Below are 12,313 nucleotides of genomic sequence, written 5' to 3'. Positions count from 1 at the left end.
TGCAACGAAACTGGTTCGAAAACCTCCCAGTATAAAAAACTAGGCAAAGTAAAAAAAGAATTTCCGGCTGCACGTAATAAGCAGCCTTTTTGCTGATGCTTTTGTTTATTGGAGGTGATAAACAAAAGCATTTTTTTTGCTTTGACATAAGTTGGAAAGGAACAAAATGAACAAACGAAAAATTATCATTGACTGTGACCCGGGAATCGATGACAGCCTTGCGATTATGCTGGCTCTAAAATCACCGGAAGTCGAAGTGCTTGGAATCACCATTGTCTGCGGAAATTCCCCGGTGAAAATGGGATTCGAAAACGCAAAAAAAATCCTAGCGCATATGAACCGGCTGGATATACCGGTTTATATCGGCGAAAACAAGCCTCTGAAACGTGACTATGTAAACGCTCTGGACACTCACGGTGCAGATGGTCTTGGCGAAAGCTTTCTGCCCAGGGTGCTTGGATATCAGCAAGAAATCGGTGCCGTAGATTTTCTGGCCGATGTGCTGAAAAAAGAAAAAGTCTCCGTAATCGCACTCGGACCGATGACCAATCTTGCCAAACTGATTCAGAAAGACCCGGAAGCTTTTGACCAGATCGAGGAACTGGTATCTATGGGCGGTTCCTTCAAAAGCCACGGAAACTGCTCTCCTGTTGCAGAGTACAACTACTGGTGCGATCCGGATGCTGCCGCACTGGTCTATGACACCCTTTACAAGAATGGAAAAATGATACACATGATCGGTCTTGATGTGACAAGAAAGATCGTTCTCACTCCTACTATTCTGGAATACATCTGCCGCCTGGATAAGGAAACCGGTGAATTTATCCGAAAGATCACGAAATTTTATTTTGACTTCCACTGGGAATGGGAGCATATCATTGGCTGTGTGATCAATGATCCACTGGCAGTGGCATACTTCCTGAATCCGGATATCTGCCAGGGTTTTGATTCCTATGTACAGATTGAAACCGGAGGCATTACTCTCGGACAGTCCGTTGTGGATTCCATGAATTTTTATCGGAAAACTCCAAATACAAAAGTACTGACCGAAGTAGACGTATACGCATTCTTCCAGCTGTTCCTCTCCAGGATTCTTGGCCTGGAACCGGAAAAACTAGATATTTTGCAGGATTTAATATAAGGAGTGACTGAATATGAAAACAGAAAAAATAAACGTACAGAAAATCTGCCTGATTGCTTTCGCCATCTGCATTAATTTCGTAGGCGGACAGATCGCGCTTTTTCTGAAACTCCCCATTTATCTCGACAGTATCGGTACTGTATTTATTGCTTCCATTCTTGGACCGTTTTATGGCATGCTTCCTAATCTCATCAGCGGATTATTGATGGGAATGACTGTGGATATTTATTCTCTGTATTATGCTCCGGTGGGAATTGTTCTCGGTTTTGTGACCGGTCTTGTATACCGGAAATTCCAGCCAAAAAAATGGCAGATTTTTCCGGCAGCTGTTGCAATCACCCTTCCATCAACCCTGATCAGCTCCTGCATCACCGCGTTTTTATTTGGCGGAATCACCTCTTCTGGTTCCTCCATTCTTGTACAGCTTCTTTCCAAAACACCTCTTGGAATGGTCGGAAGCTGTTTTGTGGTCCAGTTTGTCACCGATTACATTGACCGTGTTCTCTGTCTTGCACTGGCTGCTGTTATGATCGGTGCCTTACGCAAAAATATGAAAGAGAGTTTTATCCGATGAAAGTTCTTATTACAGGTACCAGCTCCGGAATTGGAAAAGGATGCGCGAAGTTTTTTCTGAAAAAAGGCCATGAAGTCTATGGATTTGATAAAAATGCTGCTACGATCGCGCTGCCTGGATATACCCATTTCTGCCTGGATATCCGGAATAAGGATTCCTACCCGGAACTCCCTCCTGTGGATATCCTGATCAACAATGCTGGAACGCAGGACGGAAATGACATTGACGTAAACTTAAAAGGAACCATTTCCATTACCGAACATTACGGAATCCACCCTGATATTTACTCTATTGTGATGATCGGCTCAGCAAGCGGACATACCGGCTCCGAATTCCCGGAATATGCAGCCAGCAAGGGTGGCGTTCTGGCCTATGCCAAAAATGTGGCAATGCGGATTGCGCCTTACCAGGCCACCTGCAACAGTCTGGATTTCGGCGGCGTCATGACCGAGCTGAACCGTCCGGTCATGGAGGACAAAAAACTCTGGGATCAGATCATGGATCTGACTCCTATGAAGCGGTGGATGACTGTGGAAGAAGCTGCGGAATGGATTTATTTTATCTCTGTAAAAAACCGCTTCTGCACCGGTCAGAATATTCTCATCGACGGCCTGGAAGCCGGAAACTGCAACTTTATCTGGCCGGATGAAACATAAAAATCTCTTCTGCTGTCTTTTCTGATTTGTGTTATAATAGACCTCATAATATTCAGCGTTTCAAAAAACGCCGTAAACAGGAGGAAATCACTATGGACATCAAAGAGGAAATCCATTCATTATCAGAAGAAATGCTCACAAACCTTGGCAGACTGGTTGCCATCGACTCCCAGCTTGGCACACCTGCCGAAGGAAAACCTTTCGGTGAAGGCCCTGCAAAAGCTCTGGAAGAGGGTCTTAAGATTGCCGAAGAACTTGGCTTCAAAACCGTAAACCTGGATAACTACTGCGGCTATGCAGAAATGGGTGAGGGCGATGAAATCGTTGGAATCGCCGGACATCTGGATATTGTGCCAGTCGGTGGTGACTGGACTTACGATCCTTTTAAACTTACCCGTGAGGGCGACCATGTATACGGACGTGGAACCACCGATGACAAGGGGCCCGTCTTGGAAGCACTCTACGCCATGAAACTTCTCCGTGACCACGGCGTAAAGCTAAACAAAAGAGTACGTCTGATCATGGGCTGCAACGAGGAGACCGGTTCCAAATGTATGGAACATTATAACCAGGTAGCAGAAGAACTCTCCTGTGGTTTTACCCCGGATGCCAGCTTCCCATGTATCCACGGTGAAAAAGGCCGTGCATTTATGATGGCCTATTCCAAAAATACCCGGATCATTTCTGTAAATGGTGGATTTGTAGCAAACGCAATGTGCGACACCTGCACAACCGTAATCCCTGCAGATACCGGCCTGAAAGAGAAACTGGAATCCGCCTTATCCCAGAGCAAGCTCCAGGAATACAAAGTAACCGAAGAAAACGGAGAACTGACCATCTACGCAAAAGGCGTTCCTGCCCATGCCAGCACACCGGCCCTTGGTGTCAATGCCGCAGGCGTAACCTTTGAGTGCCTTGCAAAAGCCGGATTTGAAGATGATTTTGTAGAATTCTATAATTCCCATCTCGGCACCGCCTGCGATGGTTCCGGTATCGGACTGAAATTTGCAGACGAGTACGGCGAGCTGACTTTCTGCAACGGAGTTGTAAAAACCGAAAACGGTGTAATTTCCTGTACCATTGATATCCGTGTTCCTGTAACACTGAAAGAAGAAGATGTACGCAGAATGTGCGAAGGTAAACTGGAAGACAAAAACGGCCGCATTGAAATCGTTGAGATCGGCGCTCCGCTGTTCTTCCCGAAAGAATCTCCGCTTGTAAATGCCCTGTACAAAGCCTACACCGATGTAACTGGCGATACAGAACACGAACCTGTAGTCATCGGCGGCGGTACTTATGCAAAATCCCTCAAAAATATCATTGCCTTCGGACCTGAAAAAGAGGGAATCGACTACCGCATCCACGGAGCCGACGAATTTATCCTGGTTTCCGGTATGGAAGAAGCAGTCCTGATCTATATGGAAGCAATCAGAAATCTGCTTGCGATCTGAAAAACACACTGAAACGTCAAACAGGTTCCGACAGAAGTGGAGGATTACTTCTGCCGGAACCTGTTTTATTTTCAGGGAAAATAATTCAATTATATATGTTTTATACAAAAAATTCATTTAATTTTTGTGTATGATTTTCCGTTTTCTGTTGTCTTATTATGTTTCACTCTCTGATGAATCCATATTTTTCCATCCATAACGGAGAATGGATATCACCATAGACGATTCACTGACAATTTCGTCTAATATTCCCGCCCAGGAACCAACAACAATATCATATATGATCCACAATGGTGAATTGATCAGCATTCCAACCAGGCGGATTTTCCGTGCATTGTATGTGTATCCACCTATCGTTGCCGCAATATTAGCCACAACCGGAAGCAGCGACCACCATCCGGTCCAGGTAAAGATCAGCGTTGTCACCTGCAATATACAAAGCAGGCAGCACATCCGTCTTCCTTTCAGAATATCATTTTTGCTTCCCAGGCAGAATGAACGCACGGTATTCAGTATATAGCTTATCCCACCGGTAACTGCCCCTAACAGTAACAGATGTACCGTATAACACAGATAGGAAAAAAACTGAACCCGAAACAGTGATTTATTACTCCTGAACTGATAAGATAAAAAAAATAAGATGGTTCCCCAAAATCCTATCCCCTGTATTAATAAAAAACGAATTGACATTATTCCTCCAAAATTATTATCTGTTTCTGTGAAATATATTTTCCTTCCAGATCATATCATAATCTCAGCCATATTTCTATTTCCGTTTACTCTGACAAACCCCTTTCATATCTGACTTTTCTTTCTGATAATAACAAATCTTATGGAAAAAGAAAGCACCTGTGTTATAATATCTCATATAAATCACCCCTGCTGGGGACTTATTTGATTTGGGTCAAGCGGATATTCGCAATCCGCATTCGCTACTTGCTCACAATCTAACATGGAGATGAGAATTCTTATATGACATTAAAATTAATCGCACTTGATATTGACGGTACACTTACCAACGATGAAAAAAAGATCACAGAAGATACCCGGAGCACACTTCTGAACTTTCAGAAACAGGGAGTCCGGGTAATGCTGGCTTCTGCCAGACCTGTGCCCGGACTTTATTCTGCTGCCAGTGAGCTGCGCCTTTGTGACCACCACGGCATCCTCATGGCCTACAACGGTGGAAAAGTTGTAGATGCCACAGATGGCCAACTTCTTTCACAAACCCATATGGACCTTAATAAAGCCCGGGAACTTCTCCGTTTTCTGGAAGCGCTTCCTGTCACTGTAATCCTGGACGACGGCGAACGCTTCTATGTGGAAGATGCTCATGGATATAAGGTGGAATACGAATGCTGGAACAATCAGATGGACTGCACAGAAGTCGATAACCTTGCAGATTTTCTGGATTTTTCCCCGGTAAAGCTTCTCCTGTCTGTTGACCCGGATGAAATCCTGAACATTCAGGATATGATCCGCAGCCATCTTCCTGATGATCTCTGTGTTGTCCGCACGGCACCTTTTTATCTGGAGATCATTCCGGTTTCCATCAATAAGGGAAAAGCTCTTCTTGATGTGTGCAGCCGCCTTTGTATTGATCCGGCTGACACGGCAACATTCGGTGATTCCGAAAATGACATTCCTATGCTCCAGGCCGCCGGCTGTGGTGTTGCCATGGGAAATGCGGAAGATGCGGTAAAGGCTGTCGCTGATAAGGTTACACTATCCAATAATTCGGACGGTATCGCTCATGCACTTCGTGAACTGATAATGTAACAATTGTTTTCCTATTTCCATACTGGTATAATACGAAAACAATTTTCAGTATTACGGAGGAAAAAATATCTATGGAACTTTTATTTCTGGCGCTGTTTGCAGCCAGTCTGATCGCATGTGTAGTCACCGGTGCTTCTGTTGTTTTCGCCCTGGTATTCGGGTACATTCTGTTCTTTTTCTATGGACTGATCCATGGAAAAAGTGTAAAAGAGATGCTTCGTTTTTCCCGGAACGGAATTTTCACGGTAAAAAATGTTCTGCTGACTTTGTTGCTGATCAGTATGCTGACCGCGATCTGGCGTGCCTGTGGTTCCATTGCCTATATCGTATATTATGCTTCTGCCATCTGTACTCCTTCCGTGATGCTGCTGGCGTCTTTTCTTCTGTGCTGTCTGATCTCCTTCCTTACGGGAACCTCCTTTGGAAGTGCCGCCACCATCGGCGTGATCTGTATGACTATGGCCAACAGTATGGGGATTCCAGCCTTTCTTACCGGCGGCGCAATCCTGGCCGGGATTTTTTTCGGGGACCGGTGTTCTCCTGTTTCCACCAGTGCACTTCTTGTCAGCGAGCTGACGAAAACAGATCTTTTTTCCAATATCCGGAATATGACACGCAGTGCTCCGGTTCCCTTTATACTGAGCTGTGTTCTGTATGGAATTCTTGGTTTTTCCGTCCATACAGGATCTGCTGCGGATACTACCAGAAATTTGCTGCGGGATTATTATGCGTTCTCGCCGTTGATGCTTCTTCCTGTTGTAATCGTGCTGGTACTTTCCCTTCTTCATGTGGATGTAAAAAAGACCATTGCCATCAGCGGACTGGTGGGAATGGTCATTGCGGTTTTGGTACAGCACTTTCCGGTTTCGGAACTTCCTGCTTTATGTTTTTCGGGATTTTCTCCTTCTGATGGGGAAATTGCGAAGCTGATGAGCGGCGGCGGTTTTCTTTCCATGCTGCGTGTTTACCTGATCGTTGGAATTTCTTCCTGCTATTCCGGCATGTTTGAGGGAACCGGATTTCTGAACGGAATTGAAGCCCTGATGGAAAAACTGGGCTCCAGGATCACCCCTTATGGCACAACCTTACTGACTTCCATTGTCACTTCCGCCATCTCCTGCAACCAGACCCTTGCCATCATGCTCACCAGCCAGCTGTGCGGGGAAAACAATCCGGAAAGATCTTCTTTTGCCCTGGACCTGGAAAATACGGTAGTAGTCATAGCGCCCATGATCCCCTGGTCCATTGCAGGAGCCGTTCCGCTGGCTGCCATCGGTGCGCCAAACATCAGTATCGCAGTTGCCTTTTATCTGTATCTGCTGCCGCTGTGGGGACTGGCTGTGCATCTGTTCAGGTAGGGTCTGTTTTTACCGTCAGATCCTTCACCCAACGATACTTCTTATAATTCAGATACACAGCCGGGATCTTCACAAATTCATCCAGACTGATGATAAAGTAAACCGCAAGCACCGGAAGCTTCAGCACAAATGCGGCGATAAGGCCCAGTGGAACCATAATACACCACATGGAAATACAGTCGCAGTACAATCCGAACTTACTGTCTCCGCCTGCACAGAAAATCCCGCTGATGGTTACTCCGTTTACGGAACGTCCGATCATATAGTAAGCACAGATCAGCAGCATTCCCTTAAGATATCCTTCCGCTGTAACGCTTAAGTTGGCCGCACAAAGGATCAGCGGGCTGAATGCCAGAAGCACCAGTCCGGATACGATTCCGCTGGAAACAGACAGATGACAGAGCCTTCTGCCGTATTCTTTGGCTTTCTCCAGCTTTCCGGCTCCCAGTTCGTTTCCTACCATGATTCCGCCACCGTTTCCAAGTCCCATACAGAAACATCCGGCCAGGTTTTTGACAATGCTGGCAATGGAATTGGCGGCTACCGCATCACTTCCCAGATGTCCCATAATTACGGAATACATGGAAAATCCGGTTCCCCAGACGATCTCATTGCAGATCACCGGTGTTGTATATTTCCAGAAATCTCTCCTGAGAACGGGATCGTCTCTGCGGAGATATTTTGCCCGGAGTTTTACCTGATCTTTTCCCACAGTTTCCAGAACGCACCATGTAACTTCAATGATACGGGCCGTTACTGTTGCCAGTGCGGCTCCGGCGATCTCCATTCTTGGCATTCCGAACAATCCATAGATCAGCACTGCATTGATAAAAATATTTACTACCACACTGGTGGCACTGATCATGCTGCTTTTTGCCGCTCTGCCGCTGTTTTTCAGAATACAGAGATACATCTGTGAGATTCCGGTAAGCAGATAGGATACCGCGATCACACGAAGATACAGGGAACCGCCCCGGATCAGTACCGGATCATTGGTAAAAATCCTCATCAGCATTCCCGGGATCAGCAGCGCAGACAGGGTAAAGACCAGAGAGATCACAGTGGTAACTTTCATCACAAAGGCAAAGATCCGCTCCACTGCCGGAATATCTCCCTTTCCCCAGTACTGGGCTGCGATAAGAGAAAGGCCGATGGTCATTGCTTCCAGAAGAAGGTTGTGGATAAATGTTATCTGCCCCGCCAGAGATACTGCGGAAAGAGAATCCTGTGAGATCACTCCCAGCATCAGGGCATCGGATGCACTGACCAGCGCCAGCATAAACTGCTGAAAAGCGATAGGCATCACCAGGCTTATGAGCTTTCTGGTGAATGCCGGGTCTTTTTTATTTTTCATTTATTTTTGCCCATGCCTCCTCATCAAATTTCCAATCTTTAAAGTAATATGGCTTGTCTGCATCCGCGATCTCGCGGATCACGCGGCAGGGATTTCCAGCTGCACATACATTGTCCGGAATGTCCTTTGTCACTACGCTTCCCGCACCGATCACAACGTTGTTTCCAATTTTTACACCAGGAAGAACACAGCAGCTTCCGCCGATCCACACATTATCCCCGATGGTGACAGGAATCCCGTACTCAAAAGCGGAATTACGGCTTTCCGGATGGATAGGATGTCCGGCTGTGTAAATACCTACATTGGGACCAAACAGTACGTTATCCCCGATGGTGATCTTTCCCACATCCAGCATCACACAGTGGGTGTTGGCATAAAAATTCTCCCCGACTTCGATATGGCTTCCGTACTCACAGTGGAACGGTGGCTCAAAATATACGTTTTTCTTATGTTTCAGTCCTGTACGTTCCAGACATTCCATCCCTTTTTCCGGGTCAAAAGGCATGGCCTCATTGTACTCCCGGACGGCCTTTTTTGTTTCTTTCTGCTGCGCCACTACTGCATCATCGGAGATGTATGCCATTTCGTGATCTCTTCTGTAAATATTGTCCATTGTAAATCCCTCTCTTATAAATACACTTTGTTTTCTTCAAAAAAATGCCCGGTGTCTCCTGACGCACTGTGAGTGATTCCGGAGAGGACGGCGGCATGCTCCACTATATCTGCCTCACAGTTTACGCGGACATTGACCGAAGCATCTTTTCGTTTTATAATTATATTGTATATTTTTAAGTTATTCTATCGGTTTTCTATCTAACTTTATAACAATCCTGCGAGGTATGAATATGATCTATATAGACTTAAAGGATGACCTTTCTGAAAAAATGGTCTACGATTATCCTGACTGCCCGGCCTACACCATCCATGAAATGCTTTCCCACTATCCCAATTATTCCGCTATCAGCCACTGGCATGATGACATTGAATTTCTGATGATCCAGTCCGGCCAGATGCAATATAATGTCAACGGAAAAATCCTCACTCTGGAACAGGGACAGGGGATTTTTGTAAATTCCAGGCAGATGCATTACGGATTTTCTGAAAGTCACAGGGAATGTGAATTTTTTTGCATCCTCATCCACCCCATGCTTCTGTGCACATTACCTGCCTATGAAAAAAACTTCGTCCTTCCTCTGATCCGGAACAACGAAGTTCCCTTTTTTATCTTTGATCCCGGGATTTCCTGGCAGGCACAGATTCTGAAACAAATGGCCGACATCTATGTGCACCGTAAGAGTAAAACTGCTCCTTTACGGATCCTGTCCTCTTTTTCCCTGATCTGGGCTCTGCTTCTTGAACATCTGCCCTCTGCCTCCCGGACCGAAGACCATACCAATACAGATCTTACCACCATCCGGAACATGACCGGTTTTATCCAGCAGAACTATGCTTCCAGAATTTCCCTTAAGGAAATTGCGGCTGCCGGTTCCGTAGGTATCAGCAAATGCTGCAAACTCTTTTCCAGATATTTCAGCCAAAGCCCCAATCTCTATCTGAATCAGTACCGCCTGAACAAAAGCGCCCTGCTTCTCCGGGAAACCGATATGACCATAACGGAAATCGCTCTTTCCACCGGCTTTGGCAGTGCCAGTTATTATGCGGAATCTTTTCGGAAATGGGCCGGCATGAGCCCCGGTGAATTTCGAAAAGCCAGGTAACTGCTGCCGTCAGATCACACTGTCTTCCGGAATTTTGCCGGTGACACGCCGAACTGTTCCCGGAACAGATGATAAAAATGGCTCACATTAGAAAATCCACAGCACTCACAGATGTCCAGGATCTCCCTGTCTGTCTGCGCTAGGAGATAGACCGCGTATTTCAGACGTTCCTGGTTGATATACTGAGTAGGAGTTTTCCCGCTGATCTGTTTCAGAAGTCTGCAGAGATGGCTTGGAGAACAGGGAGCCAGCTCGCACATTTTTTTGTAGCCTTCCTGAAGATTTTCAATCTTTGACATATTTAAGAGAAGCTCTGACAGCCAGGAAGGCATCTGATTCCAGGGATCCTTTTCATCATAAGTGAAGAAATAATCCTCCAGAAGAAGTGCAATGATACACTGTGCATGATATCTTGCATGCCGGGGGTGGCTGCCGTTTACCAGATTTCCGGCCATATCCATCGCTTCCAGAACCCTGCGGAAATTTTCCCCTTCCAGATGTACGAAGGCCGGCATCTCACTGTTTATCAGTTTATCCATCTTTTCTTCCTGCTCCAGAAACAGGGAAACATTCCGGAGCACCTGGGTGGAAAAGCCCAGATTCCGGACACAGAAATTCTCTGAGTGAAAAAAGCTGTAGCTGTGCATATCATTGGGGCGTATAAAAAACAGGTCTCCTTTTTTCACCGTCTGCACGGAATCATTGATCAAATGATAGGCCGTACCCTCTGAAATAATAAAAAGTTCATAATGATTATGGGTATGTAGCGGCACATGCTTGTAAATATCCGAGATCGTATAGGAAAGTCCGGACTCTTTGCGCAGTGGATATTGTTCTTTTCCAAATACCGGTATTGCCATTTTTTCTACTCCTCCCCGTTTTCTGATATCAATATACTACAAAAATCTGACAGCTGTAAACAAGAAACACGGTGGAAATTGTGATATTCTTTTTACCGCATTGAGGTAGATTTTCTGTTGAAAAACGATCTCTCTGATGCAGAAACTTGATCTTTATTTCTTTTTGAGGGAGGACTTATTATCATGTCATCATCCAAAGCTCGATTTTTTAATCCGGCTGTTGTAGGCCTGATCATGCTCAGCTTTTTTCTGGGTACCAGTGAATATACGGTGATCGGTATCCTGCCGGAAATTGCGGACGGATTCGGGATTTCACTGACACAGGCCGGAAGCATTGTATCTCTGTTTGCTTTCGCCTATGGCCTGGGCACTCCGTTTCTGGCTGCCTATGTGGGAAAATATAACCGTTTCCGTATTACCATGCTGGGAATTTCACTGTTTGCACTCTGCAACCTGATCTGTGCCATTGCTACCAATTACATGGTATTTCTGGTGTTCCGTATCCTTACAGCTGTGGTTTCCGGTACTGTGGTTTCCATCTCCATGACGTATGCGGAAGATGTTGCTTCCATCCCGGAGCATATCCCGGGTGTGATTGCAGGTGTCTTTTCAGGCTTCAGTATCGCTTCGGTCATCGGTGTGCCTATCGCTTCCACCATCACTCATGTTTTTGGATGGCGCGCGGCTTTTATCACGATCTTCGTGGCAACTCTGGCTCTGCTGGCACTTCTGTTTATGAAACTGCCCCGGCAGAACCGTCTGAAAGCAGGGAGTATCCTGGAACAGTTTAAGCTTTTTCTGGATAAAAGAATCTCCATCGGCTGTGCCATTGTTTTTCTGGCCGGTGCTTCCACTTACTGTTTTTATACATATCTGACACCGATCTTCCAGCAGGAGCTTCATATTCCGGATTCCATGTTAAGCCTTGCGCTTCTGATCTTCGGTATTGCGGCTATCACCAGCAACGTAAGTTCCGGTCAGGTGGCAAACAAGACCGGCATCCGCCTGCTGCCTCTGATCTATGTGATACAGACTGTATGCCTGCTGCTTCTTCCCATTGCCACCCACAATCTGGTAAGCGGAGGACTGGTACTTTTTATCCTGGGTGTTGTGATGTATCTTCTGAACTCACCGCTGCAGATGCATTTCCTGAAAATTGCTACCAGAGAACATCCGGCCTGTGTAAACCTGGCTTCTTCTCTGATCTCGGTTTTCTTTAACTTTGGTATTGCGGCCGGTTCTGCCATGGGTGGTGTGATCGTGAAATATGCCGGTCTTCGTTTTGTGGGAATCGGCGGTGCAATCCCTGGTATCGGAGCGATCATCTGCGCGGTGATCCTGCTTCAGATCATGAAACCGGGTGCGGATATCCGATAAAAACGCAGCCAGGAATATCTCCGGATTTTGTATCCTGTATTCCTG

Annotated in this window: 12 protein-coding genes and 1 riboswitch; of the genes, 8 read left to right on the top strand and 4 right to left on the bottom strand. The window is 46.0% G+C overall.

All coding sequences use genetic code 11. The features are described from left to right. Positions 1-4: 4 nt before the first annotated feature. Positions 5-49: riboswitch (PreQ1 riboswitch) on the top strand. A 117-nt stretch (positions 50-166) separates the two neighbouring features. The 4 genes from GPK88_RS05655 (at position 167) to GPK88_RS05640 (ending at position 3,822) form a co-directional block, all read left to right on the top strand. Further along, positions 167-1,141: a nucleoside hydrolase gene (locus GPK88_RS05655; RefSeq protein ID WP_173761806.1), complete on the top strand. Its 975-nt coding sequence runs from the start codon at positions 167-169 to the stop codon at positions 1,139-1,141. 13 nt (positions 1,142-1,154) lie between these two features. Continuing rightward, the gene (locus GPK88_RS05650) at positions 1,155-1,715 is read left to right on the top strand and encodes an ECF transporter S component (RefSeq protein ID WP_173761805.1); all 561 of its coding nucleotides are present in this window, start codon (positions 1,155-1,157) and stop codon (positions 1,713-1,715) included. After that, positions 1,712-2,371 (top strand): SDR family NAD(P)-dependent oxidoreductase, encoded by a 660-nt coding sequence (locus tag GPK88_RS05645; RefSeq protein ID WP_148444987.1) that lies wholly within the window; start codon positions 1,712-1,714, stop codon positions 2,369-2,371. Before GPK88_RS05650 ends, GPK88_RS05645 begins: the two co-directional genes overlap by 4 nt. Positions 2,372-2,463: 92 nt before the next feature. Continuing rightward, positions 2,464-3,822, top strand: coding sequence for a M20 family metallopeptidase (locus tag GPK88_RS05640; protein ID WP_148444988.1), 1,359 nt, complete (start codon positions 2,464-2,466; stop codon positions 3,820-3,822). Between the two features lie 156 nt (positions 3,823-3,978). On the opposite strand, the gene GPK88_RS05635 is transcribed toward GPK88_RS05640, so the two are convergent. After that, positions 3,979-4,512, bottom strand: coding sequence for a YgjV family protein (locus GPK88_RS05635; protein WP_173761804.1), 534 nt, complete (start codon positions 4,510-4,512; stop codon positions 3,979-3,981). Between the two features lie 282 nt (positions 4,513-4,794). On the opposite strand from GPK88_RS05635, the gene GPK88_RS05630 reads away from it, so the two are divergent. Both GPK88_RS05630 and GPK88_RS05625 read left to right on the top strand, forming a co-directional pair. After that, a complete protein-coding gene (locus GPK88_RS05630) occupies positions 4,795-5,601 on the top strand; it encodes a Cof-type HAD-IIB family hydrolase (protein ID WP_173761803.1) in 807 nt (268 codons plus the stop codon). Between the two features lie 71 nt (positions 5,602-5,672). Next, positions 5,673-6,959 (top strand): Na+/H+ antiporter NhaC family protein, encoded by a 1,287-nt coding sequence (locus GPK88_RS05625; protein ID WP_173761802.1) that lies wholly within the window; start codon positions 5,673-5,675, stop codon positions 6,957-6,959. Here the strand turns inward: GPK88_RS05625 and GPK88_RS05620 are convergent. Both GPK88_RS05620 and GPK88_RS05615 read right to left on the bottom strand, forming a co-directional pair. Beyond that, positions 6,952-8,313 carry an MATE family efflux transporter gene (locus GPK88_RS05620; RefSeq protein WP_173761801.1) on the bottom strand — a complete coding sequence of 454 codons (1,362 nt, stop codon included), beginning with the start codon at positions 8,311-8,313 and terminating at the stop codon, positions 6,952-6,954. The two genes, GPK88_RS05625 and GPK88_RS05620, sit on opposite strands and share 8 nt — an antisense overlap. Further along, on the bottom strand, positions 8,303-8,926 hold the full coding sequence (locus tag GPK88_RS05615; protein ID WP_173761800.1) for a sugar O-acetyltransferase: 624 nt from the start codon (positions 8,924-8,926) through the stop codon (positions 8,303-8,305). The genes GPK88_RS05620 and GPK88_RS05615 overlap by 11 nt, the downstream gene beginning before the upstream one ends. A 232-nt stretch (positions 8,927-9,158) precedes the next feature. On the opposite strand from GPK88_RS05615, the gene GPK88_RS05610 reads away from it, so the two are divergent. Then, on the top strand, positions 9,159-10,031 hold the full coding sequence (locus GPK88_RS05610) for an AraC family transcriptional regulator (RefSeq protein ID WP_173761799.1): 873 nt from the start codon (positions 9,159-9,161) through the stop codon (positions 10,029-10,031). 14 nt (positions 10,032-10,045) lie between these two features. Here GPK88_RS05610 and GPK88_RS05605 read toward each other — a convergent pair whose 3' ends face one another. Further along, positions 10,046-10,891: a helix-turn-helix transcriptional regulator gene (locus GPK88_RS05605; protein ID WP_173761798.1), complete on the bottom strand. Its 846-nt coding sequence runs from the start codon at positions 10,889-10,891 to the stop codon at positions 10,046-10,048. Positions 10,892-11,074: 183 nt separating this feature from the next. Between GPK88_RS05605 and GPK88_RS05600 the strand changes: the two genes are divergently transcribed. Beyond that, positions 11,075-12,268, top strand: coding sequence for an MFS transporter (locus GPK88_RS05600; RefSeq protein WP_173761797.1), 1,194 nt, complete (start codon positions 11,075-11,077; stop codon positions 12,266-12,268). The last annotated feature ends 45 nt before the right edge of the window (positions 12,269-12,313 follow it).

Origin of the sequence: Blautia sp. MCC269 (genome assembly GCF_018785655.1) — a bacterium.
Taxonomy (GTDB): Bacteria; Bacillota; Clostridia; order Lachnospirales; family Lachnospiraceae; genus Blautia_A.
Note: the sequence above shows the minus strand (reverse complement) of the source record. Positions and strands in the feature narration are given on the sequence as shown.